Raw genomic sequence first — 18,277 nt, 5'->3', positions numbered from 1 at the left:
CCGGTCGGGACGCAGAAACCCACCCCCAACCCCCCCCCCCGGGGGGGGGGGGGCGCCGGGCCCCCCCCCTCCCCCCCCCCCCCCTGCCGCTTTCCCGCCCGTGTCCGCCGCCACGTCGCCGTAACCGCGGCCGCCGCGGCCCCCCGCTGCCACCGCTGCCCACCGCGCCGCCCCCCTGCGTACGCGGCATGATGGCGGCGGACACGAGCCCCCGGAAGGCCTCCGAAAGGATCCCCCATGACCACGCAAGCCCGTCCGGCCGACGCCTCCGGCACCTTCGCCATCGGCGGCGACCTGCCCGTCAACCGCCTCGGCTTCGGCGCCATGCGGATCACCGGCCCCGGGGTGTGGGGCGAGCCCGAGGACCCGGCCGAGGCGGTCCGCGTCCTGCGCCGGGCCGTCGAGCTCGGCATCACCCTGATCGACACCGCGGACTCGTACGGGCCCTTCGTCAGCGAGCGGCTCATCCGCGAGGCCCTGCACCCGTACCCCGCCGACCTGGTCATCGCGACCAAGGGCGGCTTCACCCGCTCCGGACCCGGCGACTGGCGGCCGGTCGGACGCCCCGAATACCTGCGCCAGCAGACCGAGTTGAGCCTGCGGCACCTCGCGGTGGAGCGGATCGACCTCTACCAGCTCCACCGGATCGACCCCAAGGTGCCGCTGGAGGAGCAGCTCGGCGAGCTCGAACTGCTGCGGCAGGAGGGCAAGATCCGGCACATCGGGCTGTCCGAGGTCACCGTCGACCAGATCGAGCAGGCCCGGCGGATCACCGGGATCGCGTCCGTGCAGAACCTCTACAACCTCGCCAACCGCCGCTCGGAGGACGTCCTCGACTACTGCGAGCGGGAGAACCTCGCCTTCATCCCCTGGTACCCGATGGCCACCGGCGAACTCGCCCGCCCGGGCAGCCCCCTGGACGCCTTCGCCAAGCGGCACGAGGCGTCCCCCTCCCAGCTCGCCCTGGCCTGGCTGCTGCGCCGCTCACCGGTGACGCTGCCCATCCCCGGCACGTCCCGCGTGGCGCACCTGGAGGAGAACACCGAGGCGGCGCGGATCACCCTCACCGACGAGGAGTACGAGGCGCTCACCGCGGCCGTCTGAGCCGCCGGCTACTTCAGCAGCCGGGACAGCCGGCGGTCGGCCAGTGGCCGGCCGCCGGTCTGGCAGGTGGGGCAGTACTGGAGCGAGGAGTCGCGGTACGAGACCTCGCGGACGGTGTCCCCGCACACCGGGCAGGGCTCGCCCGTGCGGCCGTGCACCCGCAGCCCGCTCTTCTTCTCGGCCTTGAGGTCCTTCAGCGGCAGGCCGCGGGACCGTTCGACCGCATCGGCGAGAGTGCTGCCGACCGCCGCCCACAGCCCCTCGACCTCGGCCTCGGACAGGCCGGCGGCGAGCTTGAACGGCGACATCCTCGCGGCATGCAGGATCTCGTCGGAGTACGCGTTGCCGATGCCGGCGATCACGCTCTGGTCGCGCAGCACCCCCTTGATCTGCCGCCGCTCCCCGCCGAGCAGGTCCCGGAAGGCGTCGAGGGTGAACGCCGGGTCGAACGGGTCAGGACCCAGCCGCGCCACCCCGGGCACGTCCCGCGGATCGCGCACCACGTACACGGCCAGGTGCTTCTGGGTGCCCGCCTCGGTCACGTCGAAGCCCTCACCGGACAGCGCCGCCCCGGCGCCCGTCCCGCGCTCCCCGCCGTCCCCGCCCTCCCCGCCCTCCGCGTCCGCCGCCAGCAGCACCCGCAGCGCCAGCGGCCCCTTGCCGGGCCGCGGCGGCAGCGCGGGCAGCTTGTCGCTCCAGCGCACCCAACCGGCCCGCGCCAGGTGCACCACCAGGTGCGCCGGGCCGACCCGGAAGTCCAGGAACTTCCCGTGCCGGGCCACGCCCGCCACGGTCTGCCCCTCCAGCGACCCGACCGGCGGGTCGTACGTCTTCAGCGCGTGCACCGCCACCGGGTACACCCGCCCCACCGCGCGCCCGGCCACCCGTTCCCCGAGGAACCGGGCGAGGGCCTCGACTTCCGGCAATTCAGGCATGTACCCCAGTCTGCCCCCGACCGCCCGCACAACGGCCGCCGGCCGTGCCTCCCGGTGAGGAAGGTCACGGCCGGCGGCCACGGAGCCCGTCGAAACACGCCGCCACGCGACGACGCACGGTCACGCGCCGATCACGCACGGTCACACGCGGTCCGCGCCGATCACACGCCGATCACACGTCGAAGTACAGCTCGAACTCGTGCGGGTGCGGGCGCAGCTGCAGGGGTGCGATCTCGTTGGTCCGCTTGAAGTCGATCCAGGTCTCGATCAGGTCCGCGGTGAAGACGTTGCCCTGCAGGAGGAACTCGTGGTCGCCCTCCAGGGAGTCCAGGACCGCCGGGAGGGAGGTCGGCACCTGGGGCACGCCCGCGTGCTCCTCGGGAGCCAGCTCGTACAGGTCCTTGTCGATCGGCTCGGCCGGCTCGATCTTGTTCTTGATGCCGTCCAGGCCGGCCAGCAGCAGCGCCGAGAAGGCCAGGTACGGGTTGCCGGAGGAGTCCGGGGCGCGGAACTCGACGCGCTTGGCCTTCGGGTTCGAGCCCGTGATCGGGATGCGCATGGCCGCGGACCGGTTGCGCTGCGAGTACACCAGGTTGACCGGGGCCTCGAAACCGGGGACCAGGCGGTGGTAGGAGTTCACCGTCGGGTTGGTGAAGGCCAGCAGCGACGGCGCGTGCTTGAGGATGCCGCCGATGTAGTAGCGGGCGGTGTCCGACAGGCCCGCGTAGCCGGCCTCGTCGTAGAACAGCGGCGAGCCGGACTGCCACAGCGACTGGTGGACGTGCATGCCCGAGCCGTTGTCACCGAAGATCGGCTTCGGCATGAAGGTGGCGGTCTTGCCGTTGCGCCAGGCGACGTTCTTCACGATGTACTTGAAGAGCATCAGGTCGTCGGCGGCGGCCAGCAGCGTGTTGAACTTGTAGTTGATCTCCGCCTGGCCGGCCGTGCCCACCTCGTGGTGCTGGCGCTCGACCTGCAGCCCGGCCCTCTCCAGCTCCAGGCTGATCTCGGCACGCAGGTCGGCGAAGTGGTCGACCGGCGGGGCCGGGAAGTAGCCGCCCTTGTAGCGGACCTTGTAGCCGCGGTTGTCCTCCAGGGCGCCGGTGTTCCAGGCGCCGGCCTCGGAGTCGATGTGGTAGAACGACTCGTTCTGCGAGGTCTGGAAGCGGACGCTGTCGAAGACGTAGAACTCCGCCTCGGGGCCGAAGTACGCGGTGTCCGCGATACCGGTGGAGGCCAGGTACGCCTCGGCCTTCTTCGCCACGTTGCGCGGGTCCCGGCTGTACTCCTCGCCGGTGATCGGGTCGTGGATGAAGAAGTTGATGTTGAGGGTCTTGTCCCTGCGGAAGGGGTCCACCCGGGCGGTGGAGAGGTCGGCGCGCAGCGCCATGTCCGACTCGTGGATGGCCTGGAAACCGCGGATGGACGAGCCGTCGAAGGCGAGCTCCTCGGCCGGGTCGAAGGACGAGACCGGCACGGTGAAGTGCTGCATGATGCCGGGCAGGTCACAGAACCGCACGTCGATGAACTTGACGTCCTCGTCCGCGATGAACTTCTTGACGTCGTCGGCGTTCTGGAACATCCAACTCCTCCTAGGCCCGGCCCCGGGGGTCGGGATGCGTTTCGAAGCGCGGCCAGTACGGCGGCCCACACTGCCCGCACCATAGGGATCGGGGGTTTCTCCAGCATGACCCATTTGTTTCGTGGGTGTTAACCGCGACGTCGGCGGGCCCCGATCGCCGGGCGGCGGCCGGGGCACCCGCACGGTCCCGCGGCCGCCACCGGGGGTTACCGTGGACGGGTGGACAACAGGGAAGCAATCGGATCATGGCTGTCCGGCCCGCGCGCGGCGGCCGAGCGGATGGGCGTGGAACTCGGGTACCGCGGCGAGCGGCTCGGCCTGCCCAAGGAGGGGCCCGGATCCATCGCGCCCTTCGGCCGGCGGCTGGCGGCGGTGCTCGTCGACTGGCTGCTGAGCGTGCTGATCGCATACGGCTTGATCGCGCACCGTGACGCGCACGCGGCCAACTCCTGGGCACTGCCCGTGTTCGGCGCGGTCGCGCTGATCTCGCTGCTCCTGGTGGGCAGCACTCCCGGCAAGCGCCTGCTGCGGCTGCGCGTGGTCCGTGTCGACGGCGGCACCCGCCTCGGCTTCGGCGCCGCCCTGCTGCGTACGGTCCTGCTGCTCCTGTTCGTGCCGGCCGTCATCTGGGACCGCGACAGCCGCGGCCTGCACGACAAGGCCGCCAGGACGGTCGAGGTCCGCATCTGACCGGGGCGCCGCATCTGACCGGGGCGACCGACGCGTACGACCCGCAAGCCCCGCAAGATCCGCAAGACCGCACGGCCGGCACGATCCACGCCGGCCGACACACGGCCGACGCGGCCGGGGCGACCGGCACGTAGGGCGACCGGCACGGCCGATGAGACCGACACGGCCGATGAGACCGACACGGCCGGGGCCCGGGACCAGCAGACGGCTGCTGGTCCCGGGCCCCGGCCGTCACGTGCCGTCCGGCGCTCAGCGGCCGCGCGGCAGCCGCATCCCGCGGGGCATCGGACCCTTGGGGATCGGCATGTTGCTCATCAGGTCGCCGAGGGCCCGCAGCCGGTCGTTGACCTCCGTGGTCTTCGGACCGCTCAGCGTGCGGGGCAGCCGCATGAGGGTGGCGCGGACCTTCTTCAGCGGGATCTGCCCCTCGCCGTCACCCACGATGTAGTCGTGCACGGGGACGTCGAAGACGACCCGGGCGACCTTGCGCTTCTCACCGGCCAGCAGGCTCCTGACCCGGTTGGGGTTGCCCTCGCCGATCAGGACCACGCCCGCGCGGCCGACTGCGCGGTGCACCACGTCCTGGCTCTTGTTCATCGCCACCGCGGGGGTGACCGTCCAGCCGCGGCCCACGTTCTGCAGCACGGCCGCCGCCGCGCCCGGCTTGCCCTCCAGCTGCCCGAAGGCGGCCCGCTCGGCCCGGCGGCCGAAGACGACGGCCATCGCCAGGACGGCCAGTAGGGCGCCCAGGATGCCCGCGTAGATGGGATGGCCGATCAAGAAGCCGAGGGCGAGGATGACACCGAAGGTGACGATTCCCACAGCCGCAATGACAAGCCCGATCCGCGGATCGGCCTGCCGGGTCATCTTGTAGGTCTGCGCGATCTGTGACAGCCGCCCAGGGTTCTCGGATGGTTCCTTCCTCGCCATGCCGCAAAGGATACGTGGCCTGGCGGTCCACCGTCACGGCGGCCGTGTCACGGGTCTGCGCGGGGCCGCCGGGCGCGGGGCCGCCGGCCGAGCGGGCGGGCGAGCGGTGCCTGATGCGGCGGGCGGTGCGCGCGCGGGTGGTGCGCGCGCGGGCGGTGCGTGACCCGCGGTGCGTGACCCGCGGTGCGCGGCCGGCCGTGCGGCGGTGCTACGAACCGGCGCCCGGGGTCAGCTCCGGCCCGCGGCCGGCCCGCAGCAGCGCGGCCATCTCGTGCTCGGCCTCCCTGCGGTCCCTGGCGCGCTGCCGGTCGGCGACGACGGCCGCCCAGGCGTTGCGGCGGGCCGTCTGCTGGCCGCCGCGCAGCAGAAACGATTCGACGGCTCGCAGCGCACCCGCCACGGGCACATACGGGTGGGCCGCGGGGGACAGGCGGACCGGGCGAGCGGCGTACGCGGGCTCGGATGACATGGCGCCCTCTCGGAAACTCTCAGAACGCAGCGGAAATGGGAGTGTGGCGGAAACCAGCCTCGCCACACCGTGTTACCAGCCGGTGACCAGCCGGTCAATCTCACATGAAACCGTCATCCGGCCAAAGGGACGACGCCGGGAACCGCGCGACCGGCCGGGTGAAGTCGCCCGGGCGGACGAAGCCGAGCTTGCTCCCGCAGCGTCGGGGAACCCGCCGAACTCCCTGGTCGCGCCGCCGCCGTGGGCCGCGGCACGACCGCGGTCCGGCCCCTACCGGCCGACCGGTCAGCTCGCGGCGGGCTGCTGCGCGCGCCGGTCCATGGCCTGCTGGAAAAGGCGGCCCGCCCGGTACGACGAACGGACCAGCGGCCCGGACATCACCCCGGCGAAACCGATCTCCTCGGCCTCCTCCTTCAGCTCCACGAACTCCGCGGGCTTCACCCACCGCTCCACCGGGTGGTGCCGCACCGACGGCCGCAGGTACTGGGTGATGGTGATCAACTCGCACCCGGCGCCGTGCAGGTCCCGCAGCGCCTGGCTGACCTCGGCCCGCTCCTCGCCCATGCCCAGGATCAGGTTGGACTTCGTCACCAGGCCGGCCTCGCGGGCGCGGGTGATGACCTCCAGCGAGCGCTCGTAGCGGAACGCCGGCCGGATCCGCTTGAAGATCCGCGGCACCGTCTCCACGTTGTGCGCGAGCACCTCGGGGCGGGCCCCGAAGACCTCGGCGAGCTGGGCGGGCTCCGCGTTGAAGTCCGGGATGAGCAGCTCGACCTTGGTACGGCCGCCCGGGCGCTGCGCGGTCATGGCGTGGATCTGCCGGACCGTTTCCGCGTAGAGCCAGGAACCGCCGTCCTCCAGGTCGTCCCGCGCCACGCCGGTGATCGTCGCGTAGTTGAGGTCCATGGTCAGCACCGACTCGCCGACCCGGCGCGGCTCGTCGCGGTCCAGCGCCTGCGGCCTGCCCGTGTCGATCTGGCAGAAGTCGCAGCGCCGGGTGCACTGGTCCCCGCCGATGAGGAAGGTGGCCTCGCGGTCCTCCCAGCACTCGTAGATGTTGGGACAGCCGGCTTCCTGGCAGACGGTGTGCAGGCCCTCGCTCTTGACGAGTTTCTGCATCTGCGTGTACTCGGGACCCATCTTCGCCCGGGTCTTGATCCACTCGGGCTTGCGCTCGATGGGGGTCTGGCTGTTGCGGACCTCCAGGCGCAGCATCTTGCGTCCGTCGGGTGCGACTGCGGACACGACCGGCTCCCTACGACTTCGATTCTTCGGCGAACCCCAGGGTACGCCCGTTGTTCATATGGCCCCTCAGCGGTTTCAACCACCGGCCCTCAAGGCGCATTCCCGCACCCGCCGACCGCCCGGACCCTGCCCGGGGCGGGACCCCGGCGCGGGCGCGGCCGCCGGGCGTCAGACCGCGCGCGGCAGCGGCACCGCCGTGGTCAGCACCTGCGTCAGGTGCTTCTCCACGACCGGCAGCACCTCGGCCACCGTGACCCGGCGGCCGAGCTCGGCCGAGAGCGACGTCACACCCGCGTCCCTGATGCCGCACGGCACGATCCGGTCGAACCAGGTGCTGTCGGCGTCGCAGTTGAGCGCGAAGCCGTGCATGGTGACGCCCTTGGCGACCCGGATCCCGATCGCCGCGACCTTGCGGTCCTCGCCGCGCTGGCCGGCGTTCGACGGGGCGTACTCCGGGCCGTTGAGCCGCGGGTCGAACTCCTCGTCCGCCAGCCGCGGGTCGAAGTCCAGGGTCAGCCCGTTGCTGGTGCGCTCCTCCACCGGGTCGCCCAGCACCCACACCCCGGAGCGGCCCTCGACCCGGGAGGTCTCCAGACCGAAATCCGCGCACACCCGGATCAGCGCCTCCTCCAGCCGGCGCACGTGGGCGACCACGTCGACCGGGCGGGGCAGCTTCAGGATCGGGTAGCCGACCAGCTGGCCGGGGCCGTGCCAGGTGATCTTGCCGCCGCGGTCCACGTCGACCACCGGCGTGCCGTCCAGCGGCCGCTCGCTGTCGGCGGTGCGGCGGCCGGCCGTGTAGACCGGGGGGTGCTCCAGCAGCAGGCAGGTGTCCGGTATCTCGTCCGCGAACCTCGCCGCGTGCACCCTGCGCTGCTCCTGCCAGGCCTCCCGGTACTCCACGGCGTCGGCCCCGAACCCCAGGTGCACGAAGCGCAGCTCACTCACGACGACTCCCTCCGCTGTGCGCACATCCGCCGCCGGACATGCGCCTCACCTCACTGTACGGCGGCTCCCGGCCGGACCCGCGCGGGCCTGTGGACAACCCTCCCGGCCCTCGCTTCCCCGCGCGCGCTTGTAGCCCGTTCGGGCGAATATGCGGCTCTTACGGTGAGCTTTCCGGTACGGAGAGTTACATTCGCGCCGTCCCCGGGATTCCCCCGAGGCACGAGAGCCGAGTGAGACAGCAGAGCCGCGGAGAGCCGGAGCCGGGGAGGACCGGGGCCGGAGAAGCCGGAGCCGGAGAGAGCCGGGGCCGGAGAGAACCAGAGCCGGAGAGACCGGAGCCGGAGAGAACCAGAGGAAGTGGCCGCACCGCCGATGACGGACCGTTCCACGCAGCAGACCGAGGACCGTGCCCCGGACCCCCTCCGGGAGTCCGCCGACCGTTTCCAGGACCGGTCGGCCGCCGAGCCGTACCCCGATCCCGCCCCCGGCCCCGATCCCGCCCCCGGCACCGGTGCCGATACTGCCCCCGGTCCCGGTCCCGGTCCCGGTCCCGGCCCCGGCGCGGGCGCAGGTCGCGACTCCCGTCCCGGTGCCGATCCCGCCCCCGGTACCGACCCCGACCGCCCGGCCCGGCCCAACCGGAGACTGGCCGCGCTGATCGCCGAAGCCGGTTTCTCCAACGCGGGTCTGGCCCGCCGCGTCGACCAGCTCGGCCTGGAGCACGGCCTCGACCTGCGGTACGACAAGACGTCGGTGACCCGCTGGCTGCGCGGGCAGCAGCCGCGCGGGACCACTCCCGCGCTCATCGCCGAGGTGTTCACCCAGCGGCTCGGCCGCCGCCTGTCCGCCCAGGACCTCGGCCTGGACGCCTGTGCGCCGGTCTACGCGGGCCTGGAGTACGCCGGGACGCCGGACGAGGCGGTGGACATCGTCAGCGGCCTGTGGCGCAAGGACACCGGCCAGCAGGCCGAGCTGCGCAAGATCGCGTTCACCCCCGCGGGGCTGGTCGTGCCCAGCAGGGACTGGCTGATCGGGCGCCCCGACGATTCCGTGGCCCGGAGCCCGGCCGAGACGGCCGCCACCGCGGCCAGGGTTCCCGCGCAGAGCCGGGGGCGCGGCGTCCCCGGCCCGGGAGGCGCCGTCCTGGCGCCGTCCGCCGCCAGGACGGCCCCGGGCAGGCAGCGGGTCGGAGGCGGGGACGTCGCCGCCGTCCGGGCCGTCGGCGACCTCTTCCGCACCCTCGACCACGCCTACGGCGGCGGGCACGCCCGCCTCGCCCTCGTCCGCTACCTGGAGCACGAGGTCGAGCCGATGCTTCGCGGCGGCTACGCGGAGGCACTCGGCCGGCGGCTGTTCGGCGCGGTCGCCGAGCTGACCCGGCTGGCCGGCTGGACGTCGTACGACATCGGGGCGCACGGCCTGGCCCAGCGGTACTTCGTCCAGGCCCTGCGCCTGTCCCAGGCCGCCGGCGACCGCGTCTACGGCGGCTACGTGCTCGTCACGATGAGCCGCCAGGCCGTCTACCTCGGCCACGGCCGCGAGGCCGTCCAGCTCGCCCGGGTCGCCCAGCAGGGCGTCGGCACCGCGGCCCCCGCGGTCGTCCAAGCCCTGCTGCACGCCGCAGAGGCCCGCGGGCACGGCCTGCTCGGCGAGCCCCGGGCCTGTGCCGCCGCGCTGGCCCGGTCCGAGCGGGCGCTGTCCGCCGCCCGCGCCGGGGAGGAGGTCCCGTCCTGGGCCCGGTTCTTCGACGAGGCCCAGCTCGCCGACGAGTTCGCGCACTGCCACCGCGACCTGCAGCAGTACCGCACCGCCGCCCAGCACGCCGAGCGCTCCCTGCAGTTACGGGCGGCCGGCTACGTCCGCAGCCGCCTGTTCTGCCGTACGGTCCTGGCCACCGCCCGCCTCGGCCTCGGCGACCTCGACGCGGCCTGCGCGCTCGGTTTCGACGTCGCCCAGCAGGCGGCCGAGATGCGGTCCGTCCGCGCGGCCGAGTACGTACGGGACTTCGAGCGCCGGCTGGGGCCCTACCGCGACACGGCCGTGGTGCGGACCTACCACGAGAGGTGCGCGGCGCTGCCCCGCTGAGCGGCGCCGCCCCGCTGAGCGGCAGGGGCGGCGCCACGCGCGGAACCCGGCCGCCTACGCCGCCTCCTCCTCCCGTCCCCCCGCGTCCTCGGACCGCGGCGGTGTCCCGGGCGGCCGCGACTCCCCGGACTCCGGTGGGGGCGCGGACGCGTCCCGCACCAGGTCGCGTACGGCCGCTTCCGCGGCCCTGCGGCCCGACAGCAGGGCGCCCTGGACCGTACTCGTGGTGCGGTGGTCGCCGCACACGTACAGCCCGGCCAGCAGGCGCGCCGGCCGGCGCAGGTCGTGGGGCACGGGCATCGCCGGGACGGCTCGCGGGTCGGTGCGGACGGCGAGGAGTTCCCACTCGTCGGTCGACGTCTCGTAGAGCTCGGCCAGGTGGGCGCGGACCGCCTTGCCGTCGTCGTCCGGCGGCGGCCCCAGGACGACCGAGGTGATCAGCGACCGGCCGGCCGGGGCGCGGGTCGGGTCGATCTCGCTCGCCGGGAGGGAGTGGGAGACCGGGCCGAGCCGGTCGCCGTCCAGGACGAGGACGCCTTCGCGCAGCGGTGGCCTGGGCGCCGCGTGATGGACGACGGTCACCTGGTGGAACGCCGGCACCCGCAGGCCGGGCAGCAGCTCCCCGGCCGACCGCGCGTCGGTCGCCACCACGACGCCGCGGCAGGGCAGTTCGGCGCCGTCCTCGGTGCGCACCGCGTTCACGGCCACCTCGGTCGCGCGCGTCCCGAAACGTATCGTCCCCGGCGGCAGTCCCGCCGCCAGCCGCTCCGGTACGGAGGCCGCGCCCGCGACGGGCAGGCAGACCCGGCCCCTGGCGTAGCCGCGCAGCACCAGGTCGGCGACCCGGCTCGACGTGCCCAGCTCCGGATCGCACAGCAGGGCGGCCAGCAGCGGGCGCAGGTACCCGTCGACCGTGCGCGGCGCGAACCCGCGCTCCGGCAGCGCCTGCGCCGCCGTTGTCTCGGTACGGGCGGCGAGCCGGGCGGGCGCGGTGCCCGCCAGCCGGCCGAGCGCGGCACCGAGCCGCGCCTTGTCCAGCGGGGAGGCCAGCGGCGAGGCGAACGGGGAGGTGAACGGGCCCGGCGCGGGGCCGTGGCCGCGCGGCCGGCCGATCCGGTGGGAGCGTCCGGCGACACGTACCAGCGCACCCGGCGCGAGCGGGGCCAGCGGCAGCCCGCGCAGCCCGGGCGTGCGGTCGAGCTCGGGGTAGGCGGTGTTCAGGAGCTGCGGCCCGTGGTCGAGCCGGAACCCGTCCACGGTGTCGGTGGCCATGCGGCCGCCCGGCCGCCGGCTCGCCTCCAGCACGGTGACGGTCAGTCCCGAGGCGAGCATGTGGTGAGCCGCGGCCAGTCCGGCCAGGCCCGCGCCGATCACGATCACGTCGGGGCGGGGTCGCGGTGCCGGGCGCTGGGCCGTCGGTGGTGCGGGCCGGGGCGCCGGCCGCGGTCCTGTCGAGAGCATGTCCCTCCCGGGTGGCGGGTGCGGGTCCCGCCGCGCGGGACTTGTGGGCGCGCGGCGGCGACAAGGGCGTAGTGGTCATGCCCTCAACAAACCCGATCAATGCGGGTGCGGCCGGACGGTTCCGGCCGGATCGGAACCGGGCCGTCGCGCGCGGGCGTGTCCGGGCGGTGCCCCGGGGGACCCGGCGCCTCCGGGGCTTCCCGGGCGGGCCCGGCGTGGGCCGCGTACCGGCCGCGTACGCCTCGTGGGCCGCGTACCGGCCGCGTACGCCTGGCCGCCCGGGGCGCGCCCGGCGCGCCCCGGCTCCCGTGCGAACCCCGGCCGGCCCGGAACCGTCACTGCTCCAGTGCCGCCGCGATGGCCTGGTCGATGTGGGGGTGGGCGAAGGTGAAGGAGGAGGCCAGCAGGCGGGCGGGGCGGACGCGCTGGCTGGACAGGACGTCCGAGGCGAATTCGCCCAGGGTCAGGCGCAGGACCGGGGCCGGGACGGTGGCCAGGGTGGGGCGGTGCAGGGCGCGGCCCATCGCGGCGGTGATCTCGCGGTTGGTGAGGGGCTCGGGCGCGGTGAGGTTGACCGGGCCGGACAGGGAGGGGGTGTCGAGGACGTGGCGCAGGGCCGCGACCTCGTCGCGCAGGGAGATGAAGCTCCAGAACTGGCGGCCGTTGCCGAGGCGGCCGCCGAGGCCGGCCCGGAAGAGGGTGAACAGCGGGCCCCACGCCCCGCCGTCCTTGGCCACGACCAGCCCGGTACGGGCGTGCACCGTGCGGATGCCCGCCGCGCGCGCCGGTTCCGCCGCCGCCTCCCAGTCCGCCACCAGTTCGGCGAGGAAACCGGCGCCCTGGGGGCTGTCCTCGTCGACGTAGGAGTCGCCGGTGTCGCCGTAGTAGCCGATGGCGCTGCCGCACACCAGGACGCGGGGCGGGGTGTCGAGGGCGGCCACGGCGCGGGCCACGGCTGTGGTGCCGAGGACGCGGCTGTCCCGGATCACCCGCTTGCGCGCCTCGGTCCACCGGCGCTCGCCGACGCCCGCGCCCGCGAGGTGGACGACGGCCTCGCAGCCGGCCAGCCCCGCGGTGTCGACCGTGCCCGCCACCGGGTCCCAGCGGATCTCGTCCGGCTGCCGGGGGTCCCGCCGGACCAGGCGGACCACCTCGTGGCCGTCCGCGGCGAGGGACGCGGACAGGGCGGAGCCGATCAGCCCGGAGGCACCGGAGACTGCGATACGCATGGGGATCATTGTGCCCGCCCGCGGCCCGCGCGGCCTGCCGAGACCGCCCGTGGCGCCGAGTTCGCCCGTGGCGCCGAACTCGCCCGGACCGCCGGGACGGTCAGGACCACCGGTCCGGCGCGGTGGCCGGACCGCGGGCCCGGTCCGGCCGTCAGCCGAACCGGGCCCACAGCTTGGGCAGCCGCGCGGCCATCGCCGACTCGTCGTCGAAGTCGAGCGGCTCGCCCTCGGGGCTCTCCGGCTGCGGGAGTCCCAGGTCCGGCAGGCGCACCCCGGTGAGCTGCTCGTACGCCTCGTCCGCGGCGTACCCCAGGTCCTCGGCGTCGCCGTCCCGGTCCGGGTCGAAGTCGGCGACGAGGTCCGCCAGGTCGTCCGGGGCGTGCACCGCGCCCTCGAAGACGGGCCGGCCCTGGCCGATCAGCCAGCAGCGGAAGTAGTCGAAGGACTCGTCGTCCGCCCCGCCCAGCATGATGTCGGCGGCGCCCCACAGGTCCCACCGGAACGCGCGCAGGAAGCGGGTCTCGAAGTGCCGCGCGAAGTCCGTCACCGACTCCGGGTCGAGCTGCGCCAGACGCTCGACGAGCAGGTCCGCGTGGTCCTCCGGGTCGCCGTCCGCGGCCTCGCGCGTGCTGTCGACGATCTCCCAGAACTGCGTCTCGTCCATCACGGGTACAGCTTCGCGTCTGCCACCCGCCCCCGCACGCCCGGCGCCCCGGACGCGTCCGTGTCGTTATCCGGCCGTGCCTGGGCGCCGCCTGCCGGGCCCGGCCACGCGGCTCGGCGGCACGTCTCGCAGGAACGGTTCGGCAGGCGTACGACGGGGAGGCGCGCGGCGGGGGGACGCGCGACAGGGAGGCGCGCGGCGGGTACGGGACCGGCGGCTCAGCGCGGGCGCAGCGTCAACTGGTACTCGACGGTCCTGCGCAGCGGACGAAAGCCCAGCGCCGTGTTGACGGCCAGCATGTGGCGGTTGTCGTCCGCGTTGTCGGTCCGGATCTCGGTGATGCCGGGGAAGTCCTCGCGGACCCGGCGCAGCATGTCGGCCTTGATCCATAGGCCCAGAGCGTGGCCGCGGTGGCCGGCCAGCACGGCGGTGTCGTACTGCTGGGCGCGGGAGGAGCCGTCGGCGGGCAGGACGAGTTCGGTGAAGCCGGCGACGGAGCCGTCGGCCTCGGCGATGGCGGCGACGGTCAGCAGGCGCTCGCCGCGCCGGGCCACGACGCGGGCGATCTCGCGGACCCGTTCGGCGTCCCAGGCGACCTCGCCGACGTCCATCCCGCCTGTCGGCATGTCGTCCATGCCCTGCCGGGCGCGGGCGAAGCTGTCGGCGAGGCCGTCCGGGACCACGCCCTCCCAGAAGGCCAGCCGGTAGCCGGGGTGGGCCTCGCCGGGCAGCTTCGTGATCCGGTCGGGCACCTGGTCCAGGGCCAGCCGCAGCCAGGTCAGCCGCAGTACGGGGACGAAGTCGCGGGTGGCCAGGAAGCCCTCGCCGGGCGAGCCCGCCGCCACCTCGGTGACCAGGCTGCGGCACCCGGCCGCGGCGGCCGCCTCGGTGAGCGTGGCCAGCAGCCGCGAGCCCGTGCCGAGCCGCCGGTGCGCGGGGTGCACGGTGATGAGCCCCTCGGCGAGATGGCGCCGCCCGGGGTCCTCGAACAGCCGCAGCGACGCCGTCGCCACCCCTTCGCCCCTGGCTCCGCGGACCAGCCACAGCAGCTTCCGGCTGCGCGCGCCGGGCACGGTGAGCTCGGCCCGCACCTCGGCCTCGGAGGGCGCCGGCTCCCCCGGCCGGTCGTAGGCCAGCGCGGCGGACCGCACCTGGTGCCAGGTGCGGATGTCGTGCGCGGAGGGAGCGGTCAGTGGGTTCACGTCGACGGACACCCGGGGGACCGTAGCGGGTGCCCACGGCGGCCAGCAAGGTGTTTGCCGGACTCGCCGGGGCACCCGGACCGGGGCCGCATCCCCTACAGTCCGTACCGCTCGGCGGCCTCCTTGACGGTTTCCGGCTTCACGTCGCCCCGCCGGGCGAGGGCGGAGAGGGTCTGGACCACCAGGGACTGCGGGTCGACGCCGAAGTGGCGGCGGGCCGCGTCGCGGGTGTCGGACAGGCCGAAACCGTCCGTGCCGAGCGAGACCCAGTCCTGCTCGACCCACGGGGCTATCTGGTCCGGGACCGCCCGCATCCAGTCGCTGACCGCGACCACCGGGCCGGGAGCCCCGGCCAGCGCGCCGGTGACGTAGGGGATCCGCTCCTCGCCGCGCAGCCGGGCCGCGTCGCACTCCATGGCCTCGCGCCGCAGCTCGGTCCACGAGGGCGCGGACCACACGTCGGCGGCCACGCCCCACTCCTCGGCGAGCAGCCGCTGGGCTTCCAGCGCCCAGTGGATCGCGGTGCCGGAGGCCAGGAGCTGGGCGCGCGGCGCGTCCTCGGCGAGGGTCGCGGCCCGCTGGTAGCGGTACAGGCCCTTGAGGATGCCCTCCTCCACGCCGGGCGGCATGGCGGGCTGGACCTTGGGCTCGTTGTAGACCGTCAGGTAGTAGAAGACGTCCTCCGCCTGCGGGCCGTACATGCGGCGCAGGCCCTCGCGGACGATCACCGCCACCTCGTACGCGAACGCCGGGTCGTACGCGATCGCCGCCGGGTTGGTCGAGGCGAGCAGGTGGGAGTGGCCGTCGGCGTGCTGCAGGCCCTCGCCGGTCATGGTGGTACGGCCGGCGGTCGCGCCGATGACGAAGCCGCGGCCCAACTGGTCGGCCAGCGCCCAGAACTGGTCACCGGTGCGCTGGAAGCCGAACATCGAGTAGAAGATGTAGAAGGGGATCATCGGCTCGCCGTGCGTGGCGTACGACGTGGCGGCGGCCGTGAAGTCGGCGAGCGAACCGGCCTCGGTGATCCCCTCGTTGAGGATCTGGCCGTCCTTCGCCTCCTTGTAGTACAGCAGCTGGTCGCGGTCGACCGGGTCGTACGTCTGGCCCTTGGGCGAGTACAGGCCCGCGGACGGGAACAGCGACTCCATGCCGAAGGTCCGCGCCTCGTCGGGCACCACCGGCACCCAGCGGCGGCCGGTCTCCTTCTCCCGCATCAGGTCCTTCACCAGCCGGACGAACGCCATCGTGGTGGCGATCTCCTGCCCGCCCGAACCCTTCTCCAGCGCCTTGAACGCCTTGTCGGCCGGCATCGGCAGCGGCTTGGGGACCACCTTGCGGGCCGGCGCCAGGCCTCCGAGCGCCGCCCGGCGCTCGCGCAGGTACCGCATCTCCGGCGAGTTCTCGCCCGGGTGCCAGTACGGGACCACGTCCGCGTCCAGGGCGCTGTCCGGGATGGGCAGCTCCAGCAGGTCGCGCATCGTGCGGAACTGCGCGGCCGTGAGCTTCTTCATCTGGTGGTTGGCGTTGCGCGACTCGAAGCCCTCGCCCAGCGTCCAGCCCTTGACGGTCTGCGCGAGGATCACCGTCGGGGTGCCCTTGTGCTCGACGGCGGCGCGGTAGGCCGCGTACACCTTGCGCGGCTCGTGCCCGGCCCGGGAGCCGCGGAACAGCTCCAGCAGCCTGGCGTCGGACAGGCCCGCCGCCATGGCGCGCAGGCCGGGGTCGGCGCCGAAGAAGTGGTCGCGGACGTAGGCCGCGTCGCGGGTGGCGTAGGTCTGGAACTGGGCATCCGGGGTCTGCCGCAGCCGCCGCTCCAGGGCGCCGTCGAGGTCCTGGGCGAACAGCTCGTCCCAGGCGGTGCCCCACAGCGCCTTGACCACGTTCCAGCCCGCCGCGCGGAACTGGGCCTCCAGCTCCTGGACGATCTTGAAGTTGGGGCGGACCGGGCCGTCGAGGCGCTGCAGGTTGCAGTTGATCACGAAGGTCAGGTTGTCCAGGCCCTCGCGGCTGGCCAGCGCCAGGGAGGCGGTCGCCTCGGGCTCGTCCATCTCGCCGTCGCCGAGGAACGCCCATACGTGGGAGTCGGAGGTGTCCTTGATGCCGCGGTGCTCCAGGTAGCGGTTGAAGCGGGCCTGGTAGATCGCCGACAGCGGGCCGAGGCCCATGGACACGGTCGGGAACTCCCACAGCCACGGCAGCCGCCGCGGGTGCGGGTACGAGGGCAGACCGTCGCCGCCCGCCTCCCGGCGGAAGCGGTCGAGGTGGGCCTCGGTGAGCCGGCCGTCGAGGAAGGCGCGGGCGTAGATGCCGGGGGAGGCGTGGCCCTGGATGTAGAGCTGGTCGCCCGAGCCGGGGCCCTCCTTGCCGCGGAAGAAGTGCTGGAAGCCCGTCTCGTACAGCCAGGCCGCCGAGGCGAAGGTGGCGATGTGGCCGCCGAGCCCGAGCTTGCTGCCGCGGGTGACCATCGCCGCGGCGTTCCACCGGTTCCACGCCGTGATCCGGGCCTCCAGCGCCTCGTCACCCGGGTACGCGGGCTCGGCGGAGGTCGGGATCGTGTTCAGGTACGGCGTCTCCAGCGGCGCGGGGACGTCGAGGCGGCCGGCGGCGCTCTCCAGGGTGCGCCGCAGCAGGTACGCCGCGCGGTGAGGTCCCGCGGCTTTGGTGACCGCTTCCAGGGATTCGCGCCATTCCGCGGTCTCTTCCGGGTCCCGGTCGGGGATCTGGTCGAGCTGACTGGGCATGCGTCGCCGCCTTCCGGAGGGAGGGGTGTGAGGAGTGCGGGTTGTACGAGTCGGCAGACAGGGCACCCCGGGTTCGACGGTACGCCGCGATCGATGATCGATCAATGGTTACTGGTGGGAAATTCGCAGGTGGCACGCGATGACAGCCTTAGAGGCACCGAGTGTCAGTGCCGTGCGGCCTTGGAAACGCTGGCGCGAGGGGGCGGGCGGCATCGCCCCGGTGCGGGCCTCAGACCTGCGGGGCGCAGCTGAGGACGTGCTCCTTCAGCAGCTCGCAGATGCCCGGGTCGCGGCGTACGAAGGCGTCCACTATCTCCTGGTGCTCGGCGGCGTACGCGCGCGGCGCGGGGCTGAGCCAGCGGATCGACAGCGTGGTCCACACCTCGATGCCCAGCGACTCCCAGGCGTGCAGCAGCACGGCGTTGCCCGCGGCCCGCACGAGCTCGTGGTGGAACGCGACGGTGTGCCGGACCTGGGCCTCGCCGTCGAGGTTCTCGTCGGCCGCGCGCAGGGCGGCCACCTCGTGCTCCAGGGGCGAGGGGTCGGCGGCCAGCCGCCCGGCGGCGAGCTCGGCCGCCACCTGCTCCAGGCCGGCCCGCACCGGATAGCTCTCCTTGAGGTCGGCCGCGGTCAGGCTGCGCACCCGCACGCCCTTGTTGGGCGCGGACTCGATCAGCCGCAGCGTCTCCAGCTCGCGCAGCGCCTCCCGTACCGGCGTCTGGCTGACCTGGAGCTCCACCGCGATCCTGCGCTCCACGATGCGCTCGCCCGGCTTCCACCGCCCGCTGACGATCCCTTCCAGGATGTGCTCGCGGATCTGCTCACGCAGACTGTGCACCACCAGGTGCGAGGCGACGGCGGGCTGGGTCATGGGCGCACTCCTCCACGGTCTGCGTGACATAGACGATACGACGACGCGGCAACCATGCCTCCCCCCGGACACGGCGGCGCCCCCGTCCCGGTGTCAGGCCGGGGCGGGGGCGCCGTACGTC

The 18,277-nt window shown here is 74.0% G+C and carries 15 protein-coding genes; 3 read left to right on the top strand and 12 right to left on the bottom strand.

The window, feature by feature from the left end; genetic code table 11:
* Positions 1-237: 237 nt before the first annotated feature.
* Positions 238-1,104 (top strand): aldo/keto reductase, encoded by an 867-nt coding sequence (locus K7G61_RS33160; protein WP_225850851.1) that lies wholly within the window; start codon positions 238-240, stop codon positions 1,102-1,104.
* An 8-nt stretch (positions 1,105-1,112) separates the two neighbouring features.
* Here K7G61_RS33160 and K7G61_RS33155 read toward each other — a convergent pair whose 3' ends face one another.
* Both K7G61_RS33155 and glnA read right to left on the bottom strand, forming a co-directional pair.
* A complete protein-coding gene (locus tag K7G61_RS33155) occupies positions 1,113-2,039 on the bottom strand; it encodes an Fpg/Nei family DNA glycosylase (protein WP_225850850.1) in 927 nt (308 codons plus the stop codon).
* 172 nt (positions 2,040-2,211) lie between these two features.
* Positions 2,212-3,621 carry a type I glutamate--ammonia ligase gene (glnA, locus tag K7G61_RS33150; RefSeq protein WP_225850849.1) on the bottom strand — a complete coding sequence of 470 codons (1,410 nt, stop codon included), beginning with the start codon at positions 3,619-3,621 and terminating at the stop codon, positions 2,212-2,214.
* Positions 3,622-3,840: 219 nt separating this feature from the next.
* On the opposite strand from glnA, the gene K7G61_RS33145 reads away from it, so the two are divergent.
* Positions 3,841-4,311, top strand: coding sequence for an RDD family protein (locus tag K7G61_RS33145; protein ID WP_225850848.1), 471 nt, complete (start codon positions 3,841-3,843; stop codon positions 4,309-4,311).
* A gap of 249 nt (positions 4,312-4,560) precedes the next feature.
* Here K7G61_RS33145 and K7G61_RS33140 read toward each other — a convergent pair whose 3' ends face one another.
* The 4 genes from K7G61_RS33140 to lipB form a co-directional block, all read right to left on the bottom strand.
* On the bottom strand, positions 4,561-5,241 hold the full coding sequence (locus K7G61_RS33140; protein ID WP_225850847.1) for a DUF4191 domain-containing protein: 681 nt from the start codon (positions 5,239-5,241) through the stop codon (positions 4,561-4,563).
* A 208-nt stretch (positions 5,242-5,449) separates the two neighbouring features.
* Complete coding sequence (locus tag K7G61_RS33135) at positions 5,450-5,710, bottom strand: hypothetical protein (protein WP_225850846.1); 261 nt, start codon at positions 5,708-5,710, stop codon at positions 5,450-5,452.
* Positions 5,711-5,995: 285 nt separating this feature from the next.
* Positions 5,996-6,955, bottom strand: coding sequence for a lipoyl synthase (gene lipA, locus K7G61_RS33130; protein WP_225850845.1), 960 nt, complete (start codon positions 6,953-6,955; stop codon positions 5,996-5,998).
* Positions 6,956-7,123: 168 nt separating this feature from the next.
* Positions 7,124-7,903 carry a lipoyl(octanoyl) transferase LipB gene (lipB, locus tag K7G61_RS33125; RefSeq protein WP_225850844.1) on the bottom strand — a complete coding sequence of 260 codons (780 nt, stop codon included), beginning with the start codon at positions 7,901-7,903 and terminating at the stop codon, positions 7,124-7,126.
* Between the two features lie 372 nt (positions 7,904-8,275).
* On the opposite strand from lipB, the gene K7G61_RS33120 reads away from it, so the two are divergent.
* Positions 8,276-9,988, top strand: a complete 1,713-nt coding sequence (locus K7G61_RS33120) for a regulator (protein WP_225850843.1) — start codon at positions 8,276-8,278, stop codon at positions 9,986-9,988.
* A 54-nt stretch (positions 9,989-10,042) separates the two neighbouring features.
* Here K7G61_RS33120 and K7G61_RS33115 read toward each other — a convergent pair whose 3' ends face one another.
* The 6 genes from K7G61_RS33115 to K7G61_RS33090 all read right to left on the bottom strand — a co-directional run bounded on the left by K7G61_RS33115 (position 10,043) and on the right by K7G61_RS33090 (position 18,156).
* Positions 10,043-11,359 (bottom strand): NAD(P)/FAD-dependent oxidoreductase, encoded by a 1,317-nt coding sequence (locus tag K7G61_RS33115; protein ID WP_225850855.1) that lies wholly within the window; start codon positions 11,357-11,359, stop codon positions 10,043-10,045.
* A gap of 425 nt (positions 11,360-11,784) precedes the next feature.
* Positions 11,785-12,687: a TIGR01777 family oxidoreductase gene (locus K7G61_RS33110; RefSeq protein ID WP_225850842.1), complete on the bottom strand. Its 903-nt coding sequence runs from the start codon at positions 12,685-12,687 to the stop codon at positions 11,785-11,787.
* 142 nt (positions 12,688-12,829) lie between these two features.
* Positions 12,830-13,342: a DUF4240 domain-containing protein gene (locus K7G61_RS33105; RefSeq protein WP_225850841.1), complete on the bottom strand. Its 513-nt coding sequence runs from the start codon at positions 13,340-13,342 to the stop codon at positions 12,830-12,832.
* A 218-nt stretch (positions 13,343-13,560) separates the two neighbouring features.
* Positions 13,561-14,556, bottom strand: a complete 996-nt coding sequence (locus tag K7G61_RS33100; RefSeq protein WP_225850840.1) for a GNAT family N-acetyltransferase — start codon at positions 14,554-14,556, stop codon at positions 13,561-13,563.
* 83 nt (positions 14,557-14,639) lie between these two features.
* Positions 14,640-17,285 carry a pyruvate dehydrogenase (acetyl-transferring), homodimeric type gene (gene aceE / locus K7G61_RS33095; protein WP_225850839.1) on the bottom strand — a complete coding sequence of 882 codons (2,646 nt, stop codon included), beginning with the start codon at positions 17,283-17,285 and terminating at the stop codon, positions 14,640-14,642.
* Positions 17,286-17,514: 229 nt separating this feature from the next.
* On the bottom strand, positions 17,515-18,156 hold the full coding sequence (locus K7G61_RS33090) for a GntR family transcriptional regulator (protein WP_225850838.1): 642 nt from the start codon (positions 18,154-18,156) through the stop codon (positions 17,515-17,517).
* Positions 18,157-18,277: the final 121 nt, after the last annotated feature.

The organism is Streptomyces sp. HPF1205 (assembly GCF_020400825.1).
GTDB lineage: Bacteria > Actinomycetota > Actinomycetes > Streptomycetales > Streptomycetaceae > Actinacidiphila.
Note: the sequence above shows the minus strand (reverse complement) of the source record. Positions and strands in the feature narration are given on the sequence as shown.

Excerpts from the sequence above, each read along its gene's own strand:
- K7G61_RS33155 (WP_225850850.1), bottom strand. The coding sequence starts at position 2,039 with ATGCCTGAATTGCCGGAAGTCGAGGCCCTCGCCCGGTTCCTCGGGGAA.
- K7G61_RS33105 (WP_225850841.1), bottom strand. The coding sequence starts at position 13,342 with ATGGACGAGACGCAGTTCTGGGAGATCGTCGACAGCACGCGCGAGGCC.
- K7G61_RS33120 (WP_225850843.1), top strand. The coding sequence starts at position 8,276 with ATGACGGACCGTTCCACGCAGCAGACCGAGGACCGTGCCCCGGACCCC.
- aceE (WP_225850839.1), bottom strand. The coding sequence starts at position 17,285 with ATGCCCAGTCAGCTCGACCAGATCCCCGACCGGGACCCGGAAGAGACC.
- K7G61_RS33110 (WP_225850842.1), bottom strand. The coding sequence starts at position 12,687 with ATGATCCCCATGCGTATCGCAGTCTCCGGTGCCTCCGGGCTGATCGGC.
- K7G61_RS33140 (WP_225850847.1), bottom strand. The coding sequence starts at position 5,241 with ATGGCGAGGAAGGAACCATCCGAGAACCCTGGGCGGCTGTCACAGATC.
- glnA (WP_225850849.1), bottom strand. The coding sequence starts at position 3,621 with ATGTTCCAGAACGCCGACGACGTCAAGAAGTTCATCGCGGACGAGGAC.
- K7G61_RS33160 (WP_225850851.1), top strand. The coding sequence starts at position 238 with ATGACCACGCAAGCCCGTCCGGCCGACGCCTCCGGCACCTTCGCCATC.
- K7G61_RS33135 (WP_225850846.1), bottom strand. The coding sequence starts at position 5,710 with ATGTCATCCGAGCCCGCGTACGCCGCTCGCCCGGTCCGCCTGTCCCCC.
- K7G61_RS33090 (WP_225850838.1), bottom strand. The coding sequence starts at position 18,156 with ATGACCCAGCCCGCCGTCGCCTCGCACCTGGTGGTGCACAGTCTGCGT.